Annotated in this window: 14 protein-coding genes; 1 reads left to right on the forward strand and 13 read right to left on the reverse strand. The window is 42.7% G+C overall.

From position 1 onward, the window contains the following. Window positions 1-146: 146 nt before the first annotated feature. From IZT61_RS02770 to IZT61_RS02815, 10 genes are all read right to left on the reverse strand, one after another. Window positions 147-1,742, reverse strand: coding sequence for a sodium:solute symporter family transporter (locus IZT61_RS02770; RefSeq protein ID WP_196099677.1), 1,596 nt, complete (start codon window positions 1,740-1,742; stop codon window positions 147-149). A 163-nt stretch (window positions 1,743-1,905) separates the two neighbouring features. Continuing rightward, window positions 1,906-2,991, reverse strand: coding sequence for a Gfo/Idh/MocA family protein (locus IZT61_RS02775; protein WP_196099678.1), 1,086 nt, complete (start codon window positions 2,989-2,991; stop codon window positions 1,906-1,908). A 99-nt stretch (window positions 2,992-3,090) separates the two neighbouring features. Continuing rightward, window positions 3,091-5,592: a right-handed parallel beta-helix repeat-containing protein gene (locus IZT61_RS02780; RefSeq protein ID WP_196099679.1), complete on the reverse strand. Its 2,502-nt coding sequence runs from the start codon at window positions 5,590-5,592 to the stop codon at window positions 3,091-3,093. A gap of 152 nt (window positions 5,593-5,744) precedes the next feature. Continuing rightward, window positions 5,745-6,647, reverse strand: coding sequence for a sugar phosphate isomerase/epimerase family protein (locus tag IZT61_RS02785; RefSeq protein WP_196099680.1), 903 nt, complete (start codon window positions 6,645-6,647; stop codon window positions 5,745-5,747). A gap of 152 nt (window positions 6,648-6,799) precedes the next feature. Then, on the reverse strand, window positions 6,800-8,200 hold the full coding sequence (locus tag IZT61_RS02790; protein ID WP_196099681.1) for an acetylxylan esterase: 1,401 nt from the start codon (window positions 8,198-8,200) through the stop codon (window positions 6,800-6,802). A 194-nt stretch (window positions 8,201-8,394) separates the two neighbouring features. Beyond that, on the reverse strand, window positions 8,395-9,522 hold the full coding sequence (locus IZT61_RS02795) for a sialidase family protein (RefSeq protein WP_196099682.1): 1,128 nt from the start codon (window positions 9,520-9,522) through the stop codon (window positions 8,395-8,397). A 249-nt stretch (window positions 9,523-9,771) separates the two neighbouring features. Then, entirely contained in the window at window positions 9,772-10,431 is a 660-nt protein-coding gene (locus IZT61_RS02800; RefSeq protein ID WP_230383829.1) for a DUF3826 domain-containing protein, read from the reverse strand. Window positions 10,432-10,826: 395 nt separating this feature from the next. Further along, window positions 10,827-13,556 (reverse strand): alpha-L-rhamnosidase, encoded by a 2,730-nt coding sequence (locus IZT61_RS02805; protein WP_196099683.1) that lies wholly within the window; start codon window positions 13,554-13,556, stop codon window positions 10,827-10,829. Window positions 13,557-13,947: 391 nt separating this feature from the next. Continuing rightward, the gene (locus IZT61_RS02810) at window positions 13,948-16,725 is read right to left on the reverse strand and encodes a glycoside hydrolase family 2 protein (protein WP_196099684.1); all 2,778 of its coding nucleotides are present in this window, start codon (window positions 16,723-16,725) and stop codon (window positions 13,948-13,950) included. Further along, window positions 16,725-18,080, reverse strand: coding sequence for a sialate O-acetylesterase (locus tag IZT61_RS02815; protein WP_230383830.1), 1,356 nt, complete (start codon window positions 18,078-18,080; stop codon window positions 16,725-16,727). The genes IZT61_RS02810 and IZT61_RS02815 overlap by 1 nt, the downstream gene beginning before the upstream one ends. On the opposite strand from IZT61_RS02815, the gene IZT61_RS02820 reads away from it, so the two are divergent. Then, on the forward strand, window positions 18,055-18,621 hold the full coding sequence (locus IZT61_RS02820; RefSeq protein ID WP_196099685.1) for a hypothetical protein: 567 nt from the start codon (window positions 18,055-18,057) through the stop codon (window positions 18,619-18,621). The two genes, IZT61_RS02815 and IZT61_RS02820, sit on opposite strands and share 26 nt — an antisense overlap. Here IZT61_RS02820 and IZT61_RS02825 read toward each other — a convergent pair. The 3 genes from IZT61_RS02825 to IZT61_RS02835 all read right to left on the reverse strand — a co-directional run bounded on the left by IZT61_RS02825 (window position 18,593) and on the right by IZT61_RS02835 (window position 23,461). Continuing rightward, on the reverse strand, window positions 18,593-20,425 hold the full coding sequence (locus IZT61_RS02825; protein WP_196099686.1) for a sialidase family protein: 1,833 nt from the start codon (window positions 20,423-20,425) through the stop codon (window positions 18,593-18,595). The genes IZT61_RS02820 and IZT61_RS02825 overlap by 29 nt on opposite strands. Before the next feature lie 221 nt (window positions 20,426-20,646). Then, on the reverse strand, window positions 20,647-21,582 hold the full coding sequence (locus tag IZT61_RS02830) for a glycoside hydrolase family 43 protein (protein WP_196099687.1): 936 nt from the start codon (window positions 21,580-21,582) through the stop codon (window positions 20,647-20,649). A gap of 478 nt (window positions 21,583-22,060) precedes the next feature. Next, on the reverse strand, window positions 22,061-23,461 hold the full coding sequence (locus IZT61_RS02835; RefSeq protein WP_196099688.1) for a glycoside hydrolase family 140 protein: 1,401 nt from the start codon (window positions 23,459-23,461) through the stop codon (window positions 22,061-22,063). Window position 23,462: the final 1 nt, after the last annotated feature.

Below are 23,462 nucleotides of genomic sequence, written 5' to 3' on the forward strand. Positions count from 1 at the left end.
CATTTATTGCCACCTTACATCAGTCATCGGATGAATACCTAGCCCGTTAGCTATATTCATCCGATGACTATTATTGCTTTTTGCTTTAGTCTTTAAACTTTAGACTTTACGCTCTTTATCTTCGGACTTCCCGACTTCCGACTCCCTCAATGTCCGTTAAAGAAAATATATAATCCAACCATTACAATGGCAAGTGCTATCCACGAAATCCATACAGTTCGATCTGGCTTCTCGATGTTGGCCTGGTGTTCTTCATTAATCAAATAAATACTCGGTGTTCTATCCAATACTGAAATCAAAATTGCAATAATCAAAAGCCCGGCAAAAATCAAAAAGGAAAGCATCAGGTAATGCGGCCAAAAGGGATATTCGCTTGGCGGCAAAACCCACAGGTAAGTAACGCCGACGCCCAGGCTCAAAATAGAACCGATTGAAAGCGTGAAGTTTACCGCCTTTCTAGTTGTTCGTTTCCAAAAAACGGTTAACAAGAACACGACGGAAAGTGGCGGCGCAATGAAGCCTAAAACGGATTGAAAAACATCAAACAGATTTAGTCCTTTAATGTTATCGATGGCCAAAACCACAATGACAGCGAAAATACAGCCTGCAACAACGGACCATCTTCCAACTTTAATAATCTCTTTATTGCTAGCCTGCGGATTGATTTTTTTAACGTAAATATCCATCGTAAAAACGGTACTTAAGGAGTTTAACGATGAGCCGATGGTACCCACCAAAACGGCTATCAAAACCACGATCACCAATCCATTCATGCCCGGCGGAAAAAGGCTCGTAACCATGGTCATGTAGGCTTCATCGGGATTTTTTAGGTCTGGAAACAACACGTAGCAAAGTATTCCCGTTCCGATAAATAAGGGCAGCGACAGGATTTTTAACCAGCCGATAAAACTCACGCCCAGTTGCCCCTGCTTCAGATTTTTAGCGCCTAAAACCGATTGAACCATCGATTGGTCGGTACAGAAAAACGCCACTGCTGCCACGGGATAGCCCAATAAAATAGCGTACCAAGGATATTTCGGGTCGCTGGCGGGCTGAATCAGGTTCCAAAAATGATGCGGTGTTTTGGCATACAGGGCAGAAATTCCGCCGACTTTGTTTAAGCCCAACAACATCAGTGAGAGCGAAACGGCAATGAGTAAAATCATTTGGAAAACGTTGACTTTGGCGATGGCCTTTAAGCCGCCAAAAAATGTAAAAAGCCCCGCAAAGGCTACCAAAACCGTAACCGATTGCCACATGGGGATGCCCAAAATTTGACGAACCAAGAAGCCTCCGGCGAACAAACCTAACGATAACCAAGAGATTAGAATTTTAACCAAAGCGTACCAAGCTAGAATATTCTGTGTCGAATCGCCGTATCGGTTGCCCATAAATTCGGGCATGGTACTCACTTTTGCAGCGAGGTATTTCGGTGCGAAAACGATTGCCAGTAAAAACAAAAAGATGAAAGCATACCAATCGAAGTTTACAGCAACAATGCCCGTGCTGTAGCCAATACTAGCAAAGGCCAGCAACATGGACGGCCCAACGTTTGTGCCCCACATGTTAAAACCAATGCTCGACCAGTTTAAGGATTTATTGGCCAAAAATAAGGTTTCATCTTCGGCCTTTTTATTTTTCTTCGAAAAACTGGCCTGATAGCCGATAATCATCAAGATGATGAGGTAAGCGACTACGATAAGGTAATCTAAGCTGGTTAAACGCTCTATAATGTTATTCATTTAGTTTTGGTTTTATCTTTCCGTCATTGCGAGGCCGGGCTAGTGCGAGCCGAAGCAATCTGATTTGTCGAATGAGATTGCTTAGTACCTCGCAATGACGACTTTTCTTATTTGGTCTTCAGGTTATTTCTTGAGACTTTCCTCACTCCCGACTCCCAACTCTCTACATCCCAATCGATTCCCTTGTAATAGCATTCGCTTTCAATATGTCATCAATTTTTACCGGCACGCCAGTTTCCATCGATTTATCCATGGCTTGCAGCAATGCAACCGTTCCAATTCCTTCTTTCAAATCGGGGTAAGCCGTAAAATTGTTATTGATGCTGTCCGCGAAATAGTCTAGGTAGTTTTGATACTCTCCAGCATGGTGGCTCTGTCCTTCGAAGCGGAAATAATGCTTTAAAGCCGCATCTCCCCAGGTCACAATTTTTTCCTCGCCAGTCTTATCGGTGATGGCGTAGCGCAGCTCGTGGTAATCGGCCTGACTTGCGCCTTCCGTTCCGCGTAAAATAACGCTCATTCCACTATCGCGACTTGCAGGCTGCGTTGGCCCAGTATAAGCACCACTCACCCTTGCAATTCGACCATCTTTCCCCTTAAAAATGAAGTGCATGGTATCTTGGTTCTTTAACCCAGCCTTTAAACCGTTGCTGCTCAACATGCCGTAGCCCATTACTTCTTCGATATCGGGCATGTACCAACGGATAAAATCGACCGGATGACTTAAACCGCCATAAAGCCATTTAAACGATTGCTTTAGTGACCAGCCTTTCTCTAAAAACCAACGATGATCGGCATGGTAATGACTTTCGATGGTGATCAATTCTCCAATTAAGCCTGTATCAAAATCCTTTCGTTGGCGCATAGCGGGCTCAAAAAAACGTGAGCTTTGTCCTACAAAGATTTTTTTCCTCGATTTCTTCGACAGTTCTAACAACTCATTTGCATGAGCGAGATCATCAATGAACGGCTTTGTGCAAACTACGTGTTTACCATGTTCTAAGGCCAGTTTAATGTGTTCAAAATGCAAATGGTCGGGCGTGTAAATCGCTATCATATCGATTTTATCACTGGTTAACATATCCTCGTAACGGGTTGTCCAGTTTTCAAAATCGAATTCCAGCGCACGTTCTTTACAAAGCTTTTCGTTGGCATCGCAAATTTGAATCAGCCTGAACTTTTTGCTGGCCAGTGAAGCGGAGATGGTGCTCCTGCCCTCTCCTAAACCTAAAATTCCTAATCTTAACATGTTGTTGTTTTTTTTTCTATATTTTCTTGCCGTCATTGCGAGGCACGAAGCAATCTTTCTAGTGAGATTGCTTCGTGCCTCGCAATGACGATTTTTTTATCATTCTATCGGTTTAAAAAACACCCAAACCTCATCCGGTTTTGTGCCTTCAATTCCTTCCTGATAGTTTTTCATAATCGCATTCCATTCATCCACTTTCGGATTGTTCTCCGTTGTTTTTGGGTTTAAATCATCCAGGCTTTTCCCTTTCGGGATGCTGATAATCAGCATCAATTGCCTGTCCTTTTTAAATATTGCCAATCGCTGAAATTCTGCATTGCAAAATCCCTTTGAAATTTCTGGCCACTTTTCAAACTGCGTTTTATGGTAACCCAAATATTCCTTTTGCATCTTTTCGTCCTTAACCAAATTGGCCGAAAGGATGATATTATCCCATTCTGCCACAGCTTGGTCGCCACAATTCTTTTCCCTGTTAAAATCGTAGAACATGTTATCGTATAGCTTAATTTCCGTTGCACCCAAACGTTTTAAGGTCTGTTGCAAACTTTCGACCTTTAGGCTTGAAGTATAGAAGACCAAGCGATTGTCCCATTTATATATCGAACTTGACAAAAGATTATTTTCTTCCGCAAAGCTTTTCAACGCCTTATCGCCCGGTAATTTATCCTTGAAAATCAGCTCGAAAACGACTGATTTATCTTCAGCTTGATTGATTGTACGATTTGAATGCGCAGCTTTTTCTTTAAGCAGATAATGAAATGGTTGCGCTAATCCTGCGTTTTGTTTGATGTATTGACTCACTTTCGGGCCATTGCTTTTCCATAAGTTACCCGGCCCATTTGCATTTTGTAAATACTTTTCGGTCGGTGTCCAATTGTTTTTTATTGTAAAATCCGACGAACCCTCATCTGTATAGAGGTAAAACCAATGCTCAGGAAGATGGGCATAAGGCGCCTTATAAATGCTATCAACTACATTTTCCGTTATAAATGAATTCGGCTGGGCCGATAAAGTGTAAATCCCGGCCACATCGTACATGTGCTTTCCGTAATGATGAATTTTGTTGCCACGGATGGTATTATTCTTCATCGCGTTCTGCGTTTTCGTCCAGCCCCAACCCATGCTGATGCCCGAATAGGAAACACCGCTAATTTCATTGTGCGAAATTTCAATACCACGAACGTAGCCTGCTCCAATACCAACAGCGCCCCAGTCTTCGTTCGTAACGTTGGTAATCAGATTGTTTTCAATTTTATCGTTGGTTGATATTTCTCGCTCATCCGATGGATTGTAAGGCAAATGCACTTCGGTTGCCTCGTCAGAAAAAGTGCCGATCAAGATGGCCGAACCGCCAATATCCTTAAACAAATTCCCTTTAATTTGGCTGTTTGAAGTTCCTTTTTTGTAATCTAAGCCCGTTGAGGCCAAATGTTCGAAACGGCAAGATTCAAACGAAGTATTGTGTGCGTAGGTTACCTCAACCGCCGAGGCTGGTCGACCCACCCAAGCCTGATTTTCTAGAGTTGGCTTATCTGGCGTTCCCGCTTTTTCGAGGGCATAAGCGTCGAGCATATACATGCCCGCCTGATGCGGCACATGGCCTTGTTGCGATGGCCTCAACCATGTTGAATGTTTAAACGAAATACCTTTAAAATGGACAAAGGAAACCGGGCGATCAATTGTTCCCTCAATTTTTACAAGTGTTTCCAAAGCAGGAGCAATAACCTCAGCATCCAGCATATTTTCGCCTGCTTTTGGCCAATAATAGAGCTTGTGATTTTTTAAATCCTCAAACCACTCGCCGGGTTCATCTAAAAATTGGATTGCGTTTGATAAATAAAATGCAGAATTTCCTGTTTTTTCCGAAATCCATGGCGCCGGCCAGGGGTGTTCAGATTGGATTCTGCTTTCGGGCTGCAAAAAAGAAAGCTCAGCTGAATTACCACTGATTTTAACCGATTTAACACGGAGGTTAGCAATGGCCCACCACTGGTGAATCAGCATTTCCATACCTTTGATGTTGGCAATATTGATGTTCTTCTGCAACGGAATTTTACAAGTTTGGTTTTTTTTATCCCACGAAAGAATGCGACCCATTGCATCGCCATTGTAACTTTTGGCTCGAATGGCCTTGGTTCCGTTCACCCAAAGTTGGCGAAATTGTAAGTCAGTGCCACCGAAATTCGGAACGTCGGTTACCCAAACCTTTCCGGCAGATGTTTTCGGCAATCCGGCAACTATTCCATTCAATTTTTTCCAGCCTTTTACATGCACCCCACCGCTTAAAACCACGTGACCATTGCCTATAATTTCCGTCGGACTTTCTTTTGTCCCAGAATCTTCGGGACGCAGAACAACTGGTTCGTACAACTGATAAAAGCCTTTTTCGATGAATATATTTATTCCGTTTTTAATAGCTGGATCGTTCAATCGCCTTAATTCTCTCGCTTTTCTGATAGCCGAGTGCAACGTTGCCAAGGGCTTTTCTTTGGTACCTAAATCAGTGTCAGCACCATTCATCGACACGTAAATATCTATTGCACTTGCCCTGAAGTACAGTAAAGTGATCATCAATAAAAAGGTTAAACTAATTTTTTTCATAGTTATATTTTCAACAAAAAACGTCATATCGATAACCGATCCTTCATCGGTTGAGATGTCCCCAACCTATTGGTACGAACTTGAAGCCAGCAGTGCTTAGTGAACAGATTTCTCTCCCGATAGAAAAAATCGGGATTCGAAATGACGACGATTTAACTCCTGTCTTTGCAAAAAACCGACTTTAAATACCTTGTATTCGCACTAAAATTGTATTTCACATTTGTAGGCTGTTTTGCATCGCGACTTCTTTCCACTACGAGCCAGCCGCTCCAACCCATATCATCGAGCGTTTCTTTTACTTTGTTTAAATCGATTTTTGGGTCGTTTTCAAGCCATACTCCATCTTCATTAGTAGCATGGATCTGAACAATGTTCTTTCTACCTAAAATCCTTAACTCCTGATGTAAATCTCTTCCATTTTTTATGGCATTAGAGAGATTGAAATAGCTTTTAACGTGTTTACACCCCACATCTTTTAGTAATTGTAACTCCCCGTTTGCATCTAAAGCACTCTCAATTCCGATTACAATTCCAGCTTTTGAGGCCATTTTACCAGCCACTTTTAAGCGTTCAACAATCGGTGCACGTAGCTCAGGGTTTTTAACTAAATCGCCTTGAATGCCCAGCGGAAGAAAAACCACTTTAATGTTCATCGCTTTGGCCGTGTCGAGGCAATCTTGAATCATTTTTTTGTAGGTCGGTCGTTTAGCGAACGATTGTGCGTAAAAACCTGTCATAGCCAACGAACAAAACTCGATGTTCAGTTCCTTTGCTTTAGCTATATACTCTTGTCTAACTGTCGGATCTGACAGTCTGTTATCAAAAGTTTCTCTATTGCCCAAACCGCCCATGTCAATTTCCAAACCATCGGCACCAATTTCTTTGGCAAGCGGTAAAGCGCTAATCTTTTGACGCTTCAAAATCATCAAATCAATTACAGCAATTTTGTACCTGCTTTTCTTCCCTGCTGCCGAAAGCAATTGACTGGGAAGCATCAACGCACCAGTGATTAGCGCCATGTTACCGATAAAACTTCTTCTATTTTGATGTTGCATATTCTATTATCGTGTAAATAATCTTTTATTAGAGTGATAAAACACCAACTATGACCGGTCGTCATTCTCAGCTTGACTGAGAATCTTAATGCCTGGTTTGTTTTGGGTTTTAGGATTCCCACCTGCGTGGGAATGACGGCAAGAATTAAACTTTATTTTATTGTGCTTAAAGGAAACAACTTCTCTAAATTTTCAAATCCAATTACTGCATTTTTAGGTAATCTTTCGCCGTTATCGCCAAAAACATATAGCGCTTTTTCCTTTTCAATAGTTACCTTGCTTTCATCGTATTTTCCTATTTTGTCTTTAACTGCAGCACCGTTCAGTTTGAAGTTCTTGATTAAAAAATCGTAAAGGGCAATGCGCTTGTTGATTCCGAAATCATGTTTTTCTTCGGGAAGATGAACGTTTTCGACTTTATCTTTCACCCCATAGTAACCATACATTTTTTGTAGATAAGGAAAATCGTGTTCAGGCGTGTGAGCCGTCCAATCGCTTCCATCTGAAACCAATAGCTGTGGCCGCGGTGCAGCCATTGCCGCCAATTCTACGTTATCCGTTCCACCGCCACATTGATGGATCGGCATACCACTTTCGCAAGGGCAACCGCCATAAAAGTATGAGGACATTGCAACCACGGGGGCGCTGAGTTTAATCCGATCATCCATTGCGGTCATTAAAATCGAATGACTTCCGGCACCCGAACCACCGCTGATGCCAATTCGGGCTGTATCGGTTTCTTTTAACGAAGAAAAATAATCTAAAATTCGGATTCCGCCCAAAGTTTGAACAGTTTGGGCTAAGCTTCGCCGGTGATCTTCATATTTAAATTGAAGCATCGATTCTCCCCAGGCAAACAAATCGTAACTGAAAGCCATCGCTCCCATTCGGGCGACCGTTGCGCAACGGATTTGGCAATCGGGTCTGTAACGCTGCTTTTCCCAGTGCCCATCGGGACTTAAAACCACTGGAATTTTGCCTTTGATTTTTAAGGGTTTGTACAACGAGCCATTTATCCAAACACCGGGGAGGATTTCCAAAGCAATATTTTCTACCGAATAACCATCAAAAACTCTTTTCGCTGTGATAATCGGCTTCGAATTTGGTTTTGCAGGCAATGGCGATAATAATAGCGCTTTATATAATTCGGGCTTAATTTCTGCCTTGCGTTTTTCCCAACTGGCTTTATCGTGGTATTTCGTCGCTAAACTGTCGAGATAAGCCCAGCCATCCTGAACCTCCCAACGGTAATATTCATATTCTTTTAGTTTGTATACGCCGGGTTTTTCCTTGTTCACTTTCATATCCAGCGGCGCAAGCACGTTGGCAAGCGTTTCATCAACATTTGCCCGAAAACGCCACTCCGCATAGTTCACCCATTTGTCTTTTACCTGCGGCTCGGAATACTTGATTTGCACCTTGAACTTGGTTTGGATTTCCTTTAACACATCTACAAGCGGCTTTTTGTAAAGCGCATCGCTATTTTGCGTTTGTGCGGAGAGGTTTGTGAATGAAGTAAAGCCCACTAATACGACCAGAAGAAATTTTTTCATGAATCCTCCCCCTGCCCCTCCGATAAAAAATCGGAGTGAACTCTCCACAGGGGGACAGCATGGCGTAGATAAAGCACGAACAAAGGGAGTAGCCGTCATTTCGAGCGACAGCCGAGAAATCTTTGTACCTAGCCTAGAAGGTTTCTCCGCTACGGTCGAAATGACGAACCTTAAAAATAAATCTTTTACAATTCTCATGGCTCTTCATTTTTAGTTTCCGTAAGCACTGGCGCTGTGTAACCTTTTAATTTTGGCCAAACACCATTTTTGATTTTCTTCAACTTCAACTTCGACGGATCAACAACCACGTGTTTAATCTTTTGTCTTCTCCAAGTGTAAATAAAGTGCAATAAGCCATCGGAGGTTTGAATCACCGCTGGATAAGAATACTGGCTAATCGGCGAATCTTCTAAAATTAAGGCGGCACACCAGTTCTTTCCATCTTTAGAAATAGATACGTTTAATGGCGTGCGAGCTCCCTTGGCTAAGTCGCCGGGAGGCAGAACGTGGTTGTAAACCAAAACCTGACGACCATCTTGCATGGTTACTGCATCTGTTCCGGAGTTGTTATTTGGCAAGGAAGTTTTGCTAAGAGGCGACCAAGTCTCTCCATTATCGGCAGACCACGACTCTACGATTGCCCTGTTTCTTGAGCGTGCCAATATTTGCAGTTTGCCATTTTTGTGATGCAAAATACTCGGTTGAATAGCATCTAAGCCATTGCCTGCAATTGGGCCAATTGTGCGCCACGTTTTGCCGTTATCTTTGGTTACCTCGAAATGAACCTTCCAACCATCGCCCTCTCTGCTCGATGGAGCAAAAAGATTCCCATTGCTTAATAAAACAGGTTTATTTTTCACTGGGCCGATATTTCCATCAGGTAATTTCGTGGCATCAGACCACGTTTTACCTCCATCTTTTGATGTTTTCATCATTCCCCACCATTCAGAGGGTTTAGGCCCAATTTTGTAGAACAGCAGCAAATCACCACCCGGAACCTGATAGAGAACCGGATTCCACGTGGGTAATCTTTTTCCACCGGGCTGAATACCGTCTGCAACCGAAACCGGCGCTAGCCATTTGTCACCAACATAGCGACTGATATAGATTTCCACATCGGGATTTCGCTCTTTTGTTCCTCCAAAAAATGAAGCTACCAAACCAGTTGGCGTTTCGGCAATGGTTGCCGAATGACACGACGGAAACGGTGCTTCATCGTACAGAAATTCTTGTTTTACGACGCCTGTTTGCCATTTTTCTACTTGGGCTTTGGCGGTTAACGTAAATAAAACGATTGATACTGATAAAATTGTCTTTAACATAATTGTACTTTTTTTTTAAAATCCTCCCCCTCCCAAATCACCGCCTTACGCTCCCCCCTCCAAAGGGGGACAAAAACAAGGCGCCTTAAAAGTGCTGTCATTCTGAGCAGAGTGAAGAATCTGTTCCCTTTACTTACTACTTTTGCCTACGCACTTGCTTTTTTGGCAGTGGGTTATTGGCGTTTGGTTTTCCATCGCTTGCGGATTCTTCACTGCGTTCAGAATGACAAACTGCGGACTCCAAACTCCCTACTGTTTCTTCGCTTTTTCTTCCTTAATTTTCTTCGTATAAGCACTATAAAGCGCTCTCCAACTGCGACCATTGTTGTTCAACATTTGCTCTGATTTTGTTTTATAAATCTCAAAAATTGCTGAGATCTGTTTCATGTTTTTGTAATCTACCGCCTGTTCTCTGGCCTGTTTCAAAAACGCCAAAATTTTAGCTTCCTCATCAGCTGTTAAATCAGTAACGATCGCTTTGTACCCTTTCATCGTAAAATCTACTTTGCCGATGGTGTATTTATCTAAGATGGTTTCTACCTGCTCGGGCGATAAATTTTGATTTAATCCATTCATTAAACTTTGATGAACCGTTGAGGGCATCGCAGAATCGGCGATGATCTGTTTATCCAAATCGCTCAACTTGTTTCCGGTAACCGGATTTATTCCGTCGGGAACCGTTGAGGATGGGTGCTCGTTATGCCAATCTCTAACGGCAGTTAAATGAACGGCGATAACGTTTTCTACGGCCGATTTGTTAGCTGCATTGGTTAAATTTAACGCCGAAACCCATTCTTTTGCCTTAGCCAATATTTCCTCAGGCACGACAACACCTTTGGTTTGACTGAACGCATTTACCGTGGTTAGCAGTAAGGTGAGTAGCATTAATGTTTTTAAAAAGTTTTTCATAATTCGTGTTTTTTTATTTTGCTGTCATTCTGAGTGTAACGAAAAATCTGTTACCTATTATTCGCTGCGTTTGCCTACCCACATCTCTTTTTGGGCAGGGGGTTATTAACGTTTTACTTTTCATCGCTTGCGGATCCTTCGTTCCTCAGGATGACAAGGCCTTTCTGTCATTCTGAGTGTAACGAAGAATCTGTTACCTATTATTCGCTGCGTTTGCCTACCCACTTCCTTTTTGGGCAGTGGGTTATTAACGTTTTGCTTTTCATCACTTGCGGATCCTTCGTTCCTCAGGATGACAAACCATCTTGTTCTTATGTCATTGCCCCAAAGGGGCTGCTTTGCAGCGAGGCCGGGGCTGTGTGAGCCGAAGCAATCTGATTTATCTAATTTTACTTCTAGTCAACCACAAACTCATAATCTCCAGATCCAATCTCATAAATCGCTCTTTTTTCTTCCATCTTTATAAATCTTATTTCCTTAATTGATTTCAACTTTTCTGAAACTGCATTTTTATTATTAGCGGGAATGTAAACTACGGCGGTTGTATTTGGCGGGATGGTTACTTTCCAATCAAACCGATTGCCTGTTTTATTGTAACTGCTTTTTATCATTCCGTAAACTGAGTTATAGCTGGCATTTACTGCATTCAATCCGTTAATCATTTCAGGCTTCATAATAATCCGCTTAAAAGCCGAACTTTCAGATTTAATTCCGGCGAGGTTTTCGTAATACCAGATCAACAAATCGCCCAACATCATCACGTGATTTTGCGAGTTCATTTTCGGGTCGGCGGTGTTGCCGTTCCACAGTTCCCAAATTGTTGTGGCACCGTTTTCGATCATGTAACCCCAGCTGGGGTACGTTTTCTGCGTGGCTACGGTGTAGGCCAAATCCGGGCGACCGTAATCGTTTAAACAGCGCATTAACCATTGAATGCCAACCAAACCATTACTTAAATGCCCCTTGTTGGTTACCTCAACGGTATAAGTAATGTTCTTAAAAACCGTCGAAACTTTATCCTTCGGAACCATACCAAAATACAGCGGAATGATGTTATCCGTCAATGCGTTCGAGGCATAATAACCTTTGTCGTTATAGTATTTCTGGTTAAAGGCATCCTTAATTTTGTCGCCTAACACTTCATAGCTTTTCACATCTTCCTCATGCCCAGCCACTTTAGCAAATTGAATCATCAACTGCGTGAAATGATAATAATAGGCGGTCGAGATCAATTCTGATGGATATTTTTTATCGGCGCTTTTGCCTCGACCGAACTCAATTGTGATGGGCGGCATACACCAATCGCCATAACTATCTTTGGTCAAAATGTAATCTTTCATGTAGCGGTCTTGCATGTAAGCGAGCCACTTTTTCATCGCCGGATAATTATCCTGAACCGCAGAAACGTCGCCAGTTTGCTTGTACAGCATCTCTGTAACCAACAACATAGCGCCCGGCCAAGTCATGTTATCGCTGTAATACCGCCAAAAAGCAGGCGCAACATCAGGGATGGCACCGTCTTCTTTTTGCGAATTCCGAATATCCTGTAACCATTTTGCATAAAACCGACCGTTGTCAAAAAGGAAGCTTTCACCGTAAGCAACTGCGCCCCTATCGCCCAACCAAGGCATGCGCTCGTTCCGTTGCGGGCAATCGATTGGGATGCCTTTGTAATTCCCTGCGATTCCCCACCATGCATTTTTAAAGATCTGATTGGTCAAAGCATCCGAAGTTTCAAAAGTGCCAATTGTTTGCATGTTATCGTAAACCATTTTGCCAACAAAATCGCTCAACGAAGGCCGATACGTGTAGCCCGAAAGCTCGACATACCTAAACCCACGATAGGTAAAAGTAGGCTCCCAGGTTTCTTGCGCTCCACCTTTCAAGGTGTACAAATCGGTGCATTTCGCATTGCGAAGATTGGCCGTAAAAAGCTCGCCGTTATCTTGCAACGATTCTGCAAAGCGCATTTTAATCTGCTTGCCCTTTAATCCTTTAACTTTAATCTGCAACCAGCCCACCATGTTCTGTCCCATATCCAAAATATATCGGCCACCCGAAAGTTTGGTAATGGTAACTGGTTTCAGCGTATTCATCACCCGCATGTTTTCGTTCATCTGCGCCTCTATCGTTCCGCTCGGTTCTTGCACAAATTCGGCCTTTAGCCAGCTTTTATCATCAAAACCGACCTTGTTCCAGCCCAAAAATTCTTTTGTTGCGTCATATTCTTCACCATCGTACTCGTTGTTGGTTCTAATTGGCCCATCGGCGGTACCTTTCCAGCTGTTATCGGTATCAATGTTTGCGGTGGTTCCATCCGTGTACACGATATTGATGTTCATCAGCATTTTGGGGAAACCAAATGTCTTTATTTTATAAGGCTTTTCATTTTGGCGCATGGCGAAGAAACGTCCATTACCTAAAACTGCACCAACCGCATTTTTGCCTTTTTGGATGTAATCCGTCACATCGTAAGTGTTATACTTTACGTTTTTGTTGTAATCTGTAGGCGACGGCGACAATACATCTTTCCCTACTTTTTTGCCGTTGATGAATAACTCATATAAACCTAAGCCAATGATAGATGCCGTGGCAGATTTGATTTCTTTTGTGCTCTGAAATTCGTTTCTAAAATAGCGGGCCGATAAACGCGAAGCAGTTTGAATGTTATCCCATGGGAAAGCCCGATCGAAACCAATCCAGCCCTTTGGCCAATCTTTGTAATAAAGCAAACCCATCGAAAAATAGTTGGTTTTAGACCATTCACTTTCGCCTGCGCTTGTCCAAACTTTAACTTTCCAATAGGCTTTCATGCGGCTTTTCAAAGCCATTCCGTTATATCGCAAATGGATTGATTCCGCAGAATTTACCTTTTCAGAGTCCCACAAGTCGCCTTCGTTAGCGTTTAGTTTTTCTACTGAAGATGAAACCAAAATTTGATAAGCGGTTTGCATTACATTGCGTTCGTTTGAAACGATATGCCATGCGAAACGAGGTTTTTGAACATCAATACCCAAAGGATTTTCGAGCATCTCGCAGGTGGTATTTTGCAACGAAATCTGCCCCACCGCCTTTGTAAAAGGTAGCAAGGAGATGATGATTGCTATGTAGATTTTAATGCTCATTTTTTTGTTTTATTTATTCAATTTGCCAGTTAAGGCGGTCGTCATTGCGAAGCTGGCCTTGAGTCTTTCGACTTCGCTCAAGATAAACTCAACTGAAGCAATCTTATTTGTCGAATGAGATTGCTTCGTACCTCGCAATGACGGCAAACTAAGCGCTCCTTTGCTCTCGTACTGATGTGCAGCCTTTCCCCATTTCTTTATCTGCCGACTTTCGGACTTTCTTCTACTTGCCAGTAGGGCGGTCGTCATTGCGAAGCCGGCCTTGAGTCTTTCGACTTCGCTCAAGATAAACTGAGCTGAAGCAATCTTATTTGTCGGAATGAGATTGCTTCGTACCTCGCAATGACGGCAAACGGAGGTCCCTCGCATCCGATAGCTAACGGATGCCGCACTATGTCCCCGAAAAATCAAAATACAACGTCATATTCAATGCCCTGCTTGGCGCCTTATCAAAATCGTAATAAATGTTTTTCATGCCCATCGGTCCTGTTGTTTCTGGTTTCTGCGTTTTCGTCCCAATTGCCGAAATTGCGTTCATAAACGAAATATCACCGTCAGGAAAAGTCGGGCTCATGTTATCGTACTCCGTATCTTTCGACTTTTTAGGGGTAAACAACCTTAAAAATACATCTTCCCGATCGGTAACCACTTTGAACGATTGCTGCTTGCCCACAAACTCGCACCAATACATATTGGAGTAATAACCTTTAAATTCGGGGTATTGCCAAGGCGCTTCGCCCGTTGCCGAGTTGTTATAATCCTTTTTCCAAATGCCAAATTCAGTGCCTTTCATTCTGTTTTTCCAAACACGGTACGGACCATTCCCTTTATATTGCACCGATTTCATTTCCGCTTCCGGGTAAGAGAAATTTAATCCGACAAACGTTGTAAAATAATCCGATGGAAAGTAGTTTACCTCCATCTTTAACCAACCCGAGGGATAAATGGTCCATTGCAGGGTGTTCCAACTCTCCTTTTTATCAAATTTGGATGAAATTATAAGCTTTTCGCCATCCATTTTGGCTGTAAAACCTTTGAAGTTATTTACGCCCTCTTGCAAAATCGGGCCGTTTGAGAATGGAATTATCCCCTTTGCGTTTTTTGCTTGCTGCAATAATCCTGTCGTTTTATCGAAGATCAAATCAATTCCATTTGCAGATACACGATAATTCTTGGCATCTTCTTTCACAATCACTTTCGATGTGCCCGTTGTCGTTACCATTTTCGCTGCATCTTCTTTAGGCAAGGCAATCGGGAAACTCCAGGTAAATAATTCCTTACCGAAATGATCTTTAATGGTGAGGTACAAAGCATCGAAAGTTCGCCAATCAGTCGGAAGATTGATTTGCAGCTTTCCCTTTTCAAAGGGCTTCACATTTGGTGCATCAGCTTTTCCGGCTTTAAATTCAGCATCATCGCCAGTCTTAAATCGCTTTAGTTTCCACTCAAAAGTACATTGATTAAGGTTGGTGAATGCGTAACGATTCTCTAACAAAAACGAACCGTCGAAACCTGCGGTCATTTCTCTTTTCTCTACAAAAACCGGGCTCCAAACCTCTTTAATGGTATAGAAACTTCCTTCTTTTTCATGATAAGGACCAACAATTCCGTCGGGTCCGTGATTTCCATCAGTATCAAGTTCACCATTTTTATCTGTACGCACCACCGCCTGATCGGCAAAATCCCAAAGGAAACCACCTGCAGAAAGTGGATTGTTCCACATCGCGTTCCAATAATCTTCAATACCCGCACCATGCCCGCCGTCCCACATGCCATGCAGAAATTCCGTCGGCATTAAAACGTTGTGGCCGTGGTCGTAATTGCCAATTCCATAATTAAATTCGCGGTAATGTGTGGTTTCAAATCCACCAAAAACTTCCCATGGATGAATTAAAGGACGCTTTTGAATGTCTTCTTCGGAAAAAAGATGATCGAGTTCGCGGTTATGCCCGCCCTCATTTCCATTTGCCCAAAATACGATCGAAGGATGATTCTCATCATTCAGCATCATTTCTTTCATCAACTTCGTTCCGGTTGGCGTATCGTAAGTGCCATGCCAGCCCGCCAATTCATCCATTACAAATAAGCCGAGCGAATCGCAAACATCCAAAAAGTGGCCATCGGGTGGGTAATGCGACATGCGAACGGCATTCATGTTCATTTCTTTCATCAACAAAACATCGGCAATACTGATCTTTTTGCTCGTTGTTCTGCCCGATGATGGGTAAAACGAGTGGCGGTTTACACCTTTAAATTTCATTTTTACACCGTTGATGTAAACGCCATCGCGTTCTTTAACCTCAACCGTTCTGAAACCAATTTTTTTAGATAACTGATGAATTTCTTTGCCGTTTTTAATTAAGGTGAAAGTTGCGGTATAAAGATTTGGAAATTCTGATGACCACAATTCAGGATTGGAGAACTGATGATTTAATACTATTTTTTTCGGTGATCCTTTTTTTATTGAAACCGTAAATTTATCGCCAAAACGTTTTCCGTCCTGAGTTGCAAGTTCAACTTCAACTTTATCCGCATCACCCGTGTAAGTAAGCGCTGTATTTAAAGTGCCGTTGGCTTTTGCATCAATCTGAACTCGCTCGATGTGCGTTTGTGGTAATGCTTCGAGATAAACTGGCCTGAAAATACCGCCAAAGATCCAGAAATCGGCTTTACGCTCGGCCTCGTTAACGGATTGGTTGGCCGAATGTTTTGAAACCTTTGCTTCGAGTAAATTATCGCTACCAAACTTTACCAGCTTAGAAACATCGTACCTAAATACATAAAATGAGCCTTGGTGCGTTTCTCCGGCAGATTTTCCATTGATTTTAACTTCGGTATCCGTCATCGAGCCCTCAAAAACGATATCAATTTTTCGGTTTTTCCAATCGGCCGGAACCTTAAAATTAAATTTGTAAAGCCCTTGTTCTTTTCCCTTGTTTTCCTCTTTGTTGAAACCGTAATTATATTTCCCAAAACCCTGCAATTCCCAGTTAGATGGTACCGGAATGGTGGTCCATTTACCCGAATTTGCTCCTGCCGTACAGAAAAAATCCCAGTTAACAGTATTGTCGTTTCCGGTTCCTGATAGATATAATTTCTCTGTTTGCTGTGCTTTTACGAAGCAAAACATGGTCATTAAACCTAAAAAAAGTATAAATCTGCGTTTCATTAATTGGGTTTAAATTGGGCGGTTAAAGGATTATCGGTCCTAAATGGCAAGGCGGGCAAACCATAGGTGCTAAAGTTTCCGGTTGGGCTTTCTGTCCAGTTATAACGAACAGCTGTTGGCGCTGAAATTCCTTTTGAAGAAACCACAACCTTACCATCCCTTACAATAGCGTTGGCATCGACGAATTTGCCGTCTTTTCCGGCGATTGTAAATCCAGTAATGGGTTCGTTGTTTAATTCCAAATTTTGAAAAGTGAGCGCCGCTTTTCCGTTTTTAAAGGAAGCCGATTGGTAAACGGGGCCCGAAAAAGGAATGTCTTTATTATAGGTTTTAGCCAACGCCAAAAGTGCCAGTCTCCTACCCACTTCCCATTTGTAGGTTGGGTGCAAATCGCCGCCATTATCGTTTAAATCAGTTGTCGACACCATTCCGGTGTTGGGCATGCGCAAAATTTGCTGCTGTGCCTCCCAAAACTTCGGCTCGGTATCAGCAGTTAAAACCACCTTATCACTTTTCTGCTTGCTATAATCAAAAGGCGCAATTTGCACATAATAAAATGGCAGTTGCTCGCCCCAGGTTTTGCGCCAAAGGTTGATCAACGTTTTCATTTTATACGCATAGCTGATGTCTTCATTTAAAAAGCAATTGGTTTCGCCTTGATACCACAAAAATCCGCGGATCTTAAATTTCGAAAGGGGCTCAATCATTGGGGTATAAAATTTACCGGGATCGTTGCTTACTTTCTGCGTTTTAAAATACGGCTCCTGTGCAAAGGCCTCGGGCGAAATCCATGGTTCAATTGCACTACCCGAAACGGCAGAACAGATCATCCCAACAGGAACGCCCAGTTTTTCCTGAACTTCTTTCGCAAAGAAATAGCCGGCAGCGGAAAATGCCCGCAAAGCAGAATCCTGTGCAACAGCCCAGCTTTTATGAATGGAATCGGGTTTTGTTAATTGTTTACGGTTCACCAGAAAAATCCTGATTTGCTGATTATGCGCTTTGGCCACTTCATCAGATGGGAAACCCATTGCTTCGTTTTTAGGTTTCGGAATTTTTACAAGCTTGCGCATTTCGTAAACCATGTTCGATTGACCTGAGCAAACCCAAACCTCACCGACCAAAATATTTGTCAGTTCGATTTTGTTAGCGCCGGAAATGGTCATCGTTTGTGGCTTTGCCGACGTTTTCAATGGCGAGAGAACAACAGACCAATTTCCTTTTTCGTTGGTGATAGCTTGTTTCTTTTGACCAGCAAAAGCAACTTCAACCTTTTCATTTGGCGAGGCAAAGCCCCAAATATTGATCGCCTTATCGCGTTGCAGCACCATGTCGCTTGACAGGATTTGCGGCAATAAGATTTTTGCGTTTGCGGAAAAGGAGAATAGGGAAAATAAAATAATTAGAGTCGTCATTTCGAGCGAAGTGCAACGAAGCCGAGAAATCTTTTCCACTAGGTTCAAGGATTTCTCCGCTACGGTCGAAATGACGGTATGTTCTAAACACAAGGTCGTCTTTCCCGCGCAGGCGGGAATCTTAAAGCTACTTGCATTACGATTCTCAATCGAGTTGGGAATGACGAATGGAAAGGATTTCTCGGCTGCGCTCAAAATGACGGTACGTTTTGACAACAAGGTCGTCTTTCCCGCGCAGGCGGGAATCTTAAAGCACTTTGCATTACGATTCCCAATCGAGTTGGGAATGACGAATGGAAAGGATTTCTCCGTTAAGGCGGTCGTCATTGCGAAGCCGGGCTTGTGTGAGCTGAAGCAATCTGATCTGTTGAATGAGATTGCTTCCTCGTTCCTCCTCGCAATGACGATATGTTTAAAAACCGAAAACTCCAAACTATTAACTGCTAACTGTCTCAAAATCCCTCCGTTTTTAAGTACTTAATCGAATAAACTGCTTCCTTTTGCTCTTGTTCACCAGCATTGGGCAAATCGTAAGTTTGATCGGCAGGCGTATCAACATCAGGAAAACGACGTACATCACCAGTGCGGAAAACAATCCGCGAAACTGCTGTAACGGGCTGAAATGCCAAGCTGGTTAAGGCGTCTTTTCCATTTACAGTTACGGTGTAAAAACGGCTATGTGCATCAAGCTTCAACTTAATGTCGTAGGTTTTACCAGCTTCGTATTTCATAAAGTTTTTATAACGGGCGCCCGCTTTTCCGCTTAAAACGCCTGCGGTATCAAAAGTCAAACGAACAGTTGCTGTACCTTTTTCATCTTGTAATTCAATTTCCAACAAACCGAAATCTTTCTGCTTTGGTGTTACCGAAAACGAAGTAACTACTTTTTTTGAGGCTGGAAACAATCGTTCAGCTTTTGCATAATCGAACGGGTCTTTATCTCGTAAAATCAAACTACCATTCTCAACTTTCACTGGCGCCCAAAGCGGACTGTAAATGTTCCAGTTTTCGAGCTCCTTGCCTTTCGGCAGCTTTCCGAAATCGTCATTTACATGTATTGTGGCTTTATTATTAACCGGAACAGGCACCGAAGAAACCCAAATATCTTCTTTGTTCATGCTGTAGGTAACCCATAGTTTCCCATCGGCGGGCTTTCCGTTACCTTCAATAATGCCACGAACATACTGCGGGCCGTACGATTTGTAATTTCCTCCGTATCGCATCGGCGTGATTTCCCCGTTAACCAGCAACAAAGTGGTATAATTCAATCCATTTTTACTGGTCGAAATGGCTAAAGGCCAACGATATTCTGATGGATTATAAACGGTAGCGTAATTTCCATCCGAGGTTTTTTGCCCCCAAATTTTAGCGTTGCTGTTAACAAAACCGGGCGCTCGGAAAGCACTTTCTGGCCAACTTTTTCCATTATCAGTACTGATCGCCGTTAATGCATTTTTCCATAAGCCAACCACTCTTCCATCGGGTAAATGGTAGTAACTAAAGGCTTTGTATTGTTTTTGCAGCGTAATCAAAGGGTCTTTGCGGTCGGCTTCTTCGTTCCACTGCTGCGTCATTAACCTGTTTGCTAACAACTCTTTACAAGCCTCAACAAAAGCTTGGTTTTTGCTTTTTGTGAAATATGGATACTTGGTGTTCTTTTCTGAATAACCCGGATTGTAATGAATAAAATAAATCGGGCCGTATTTTCCGTCGGCTTGAATTTCCCTTACTGCTCTACCAATCCCATTACCGTCGTTCGGGTCGTCTTTAGCATCGAAACTGATAGCATAAAAGCCCAAAACCAAAAACACATTTTTAGTGGAAACGTAAAAGCCCATGCGCTGGTGCATTACGGCATCAAGATCTTTTGCTACATCGGTTCTGCCTTTTTTCGTCGTTCCATCAGGAATGCGGTAAATCGGGAAAATAACGTCGGGTTTGGTCCAGGTGTAGCCATCTGACGAAGATTGCAGAAATGTTTGCCCCGGCGGAATGCTCTCGCCCACTTTATCACTTAGATATTCGACGTAAAATTTATTATTCCAGTAGGCCAACATTGGGGCGTGGTTATACGTCCAACCGAAGTTTTCGGCCAGTTCGGGGTGTTCTCTATTCGCCCTAAAAGTTTGGATGTTGTGAACGCCCATTACCGGCGAAAGTTGCCCATGATGGTAATCGGCATTGACCAATGTTTTTCCTGTATAACGCACTGTATCTTGCGCTTGCGAAGAAGATATCGCAAAGGCAAAAGGCAGTGTTAAACAAAGTATTTTAAATTTATTCATTTTTAACGTTTTTTGAGTTTCCTTAACCGTTGACTGAAGTCAACGGCAATGTAAACCACTTGTTGTCATGCTGAGGTACGAAGCATCTATTCGTTTTTATCTACTGCCCTTGCCCACCCACTGCCCTTTTTTTGGCAGTGGTCTTTTAACGTTTCGTTTTCCATCGCCTGGGGATCCTTCGTTCCTCAGGATGACAAACCGGGGGAAATGACGGCACTATGTTAATTTCCATTCTTCTTCAACTCCTCAATTACTTTTCGTTTCACCTTTATTATCGTTCCGTGTTTATGCCCTTCGGGAACTGAAACCTCGGAAGTCACATCTTTAAACGTTTTAAAATCAGCCGTTTTGTAAGCTGAATAAACCTTTTGCCCGTAAGCATCAAAGTAAATCAGCCATTCTTTACCAACTTTAACAACTGTCGGCCCTTCCGTTAATTTAGGGCTAAAAGTCTCAGAAACATTTTCGTATGGCCCTAAAGCATCTTTCGCAAAGGCGACCTTTAAATTCCGGTTTGGCCTTGTGTTATCCTTTAAAACTAATACATAATCACTCGGTTTGCGTTTCACAATTACGGCGTCAATCACGCTGAAACCCGGATCTAAAAATAACTTCGGTTGAGAAAAACTCACAAAATCCTTCGTTGTGATGCTATACATCCGGTGGTTGTTCTCTTCTTCTTCAATTCCTTTGTCAAAGCGAAAGGGTATTGTTGATGCCCAAATGATCACATATTCCTTTTTCTCGTCATCATAAAAAATTTCTGGCGCCCAAACATTTACTGTTTTAGGTTCATCTTTCATTACTTCGATAAATTGTTGCTTGCTCCAATGGATTAAATCCTTCGAACTGGCATAACCAAAGCCTTTGTCGCCTTTCCAACTGCATGTCCACACCAAATGGAATGTTCCATCGGGCCCTTGGACCATTGACGGGTCGCGTAAAACTTTCTGCGTTCCAACTTCGGGCTTCAAAAACGTTTTGTTTAAATCGGTCCAGTGGTAGGCGTCGTAGCTGTATAAAAGTCGTAGGCCCTCGTTTGCAGGTTCATGAAATGAGGTAAAAATGTACGCTTGTTTTGAGCAAGATGTTAATCCGCACAAAGCCAGGCCAATAATGGCTAAGCGTAATGTTGATATGTATTTTGCTTTTAACATGTTGTTTTTATTTAAATCTCCGTTGACTAAAGTCAACGGCAATGAATGCAATTCGTTTAGGTGGTCGTCATTGCGAAGCTGGGTTTGTGCGAGCTGAAGCAATCTGACTCCACTAATGAGATTGCTTCGTGCCTCGCAATGACGACTTTTCTATTCTTCAAACCGTTGACTAAAGTCAACGGCAATGAAATGTAATTGGCTCAATGATGTTCGCTAGTCCATTCATTGCCGTCAGTTTCAACTGACGGAGAGCCAAATGAAATGTATTTTATTCACTACCTTGCCTACCTGCTTTTCTTTGGCAATGGTTCATTAACGTTCGTTTTTCATCGCTTGCAGGTTCTTCGCTATGCTCAGATCCGATAGCTATCGGATGACAAACTTGGCAAATCGTCATTGCGAAGCCGGACTTGTGCGAGCTGAAGCAATCTGATTTATAGAATGAGATTGCTTCGTGCCTCGCAATGACGATTTAGTCTTATATCTTATCCAATACCAAAACCCAATCGTTCCCATTTGCAGGTTCGCCCGGTGGGTCAAATTCCTTAATTCCTTTATTCTCAAATTCACCAATTGTTGTAAACTTTCCCGTTCTTGGGTCAAACCATGATGCTTTTACATCATCGCTATCAACCTTGCCCATCTGCACACTAAAATTTCTTCCCGTGTACGTGTAGAGCATAGCAAACTCTTCGCCTCTTGTTGCCATAACACGATCATATTTCTCGCCGTTTTTACCTGCAACCAATGTTTGATCTGGAATCCGATCAAAATACGAGCGAGATAGCATCAGCTCTTTTAAATACTTCATTTGCTTGGCACCGGGAGCATTTATCGCCGTTATCCACTGGTCTTTAGGCCCGTAAGCGGGTTTCGGATCGGTTTTCTTGTACATCTGCATCACCGAATTGTGGCCATAGGTGTAGCCGAAAGCACCTGCAAAAACCGACCAATAACCATATCTTCTCACATCGGCATCCGTCCAACGCAGCTGCAGGGTATCGTGCAGGCCCTGCGGAATATCTTCGTACGAGGGTTCGCCATCAATCGTCGGTTTCGTTGGCTTCAGTTTATAATCGGCCTCCATATACCTCCAATTGTCCTCTCCGTAATGTAATTTTTCATTCTTGGATGTGTCTTGATCGTAACGGCGGTGACCGGATTGCACCATATCGAAGTCGTTCCATTTGGCGTTATGAAACCATTGCGATGAAGCCGTCCGTCCTCTTGGATGGAAAGTGATTAAATGATTGGGATCGTTTGCCCTCAACGTTTCGCCAATGGTGTACCAAACCTTCAAGCCATCCGTTCCTTTAATATCGCCTCCGTTCAGCCAAATGATGTTCCATTTATCTTTGTATCGTTTAGCCAAAAATGCCGCATAAGCCTTGGCCTGCGCCTCATCCACTCTCTTTTCCTTTACGTTTGTTCCCCAAACGGGTACCAAAGCCATGTAAAGCCCTTTCTCGGCAGCTTTATCAACCATATAATCTACATGGTCCCAATAATCATAAGCCACCGAATCTTTTGGATTATTCCCTTCGGTTAAAAGGGGTTTCGAAACATCACTCGTTACCAAGGCAGAGTCGCCATACACATTTTTCGCGGCTACATCGTGTAACACCATCACCTGAATAACGTTGAAACCTTTCTGTTTCCGATCCTCTAAATAGGTATTCGATTCTTCGCGGGTTAATTTACTAAACAGCAACCAGCCCGTATCGCCAAGCCAAAAAAACGGCTTTCCGTCCTCCGTTTCCAGATATCTGCCATTTTTGGAGACCGAAAGGCTTTTATCGCCGAATTCGGTTTTTTCCTTGCAGCCAAAAGTGAGCAAAGCAACCACCGCAAACAGAAATATTTTATATTTAGTGTTCATA

Source organism: Pedobacter endophyticus (genome assembly GCF_015679185.1).
In the GTDB taxonomy this organism is placed as follows: domain Bacteria; phylum Bacteroidota; class Bacteroidia; order Sphingobacteriales; family Sphingobacteriaceae; genus Pedobacter; species Pedobacter endophyticus.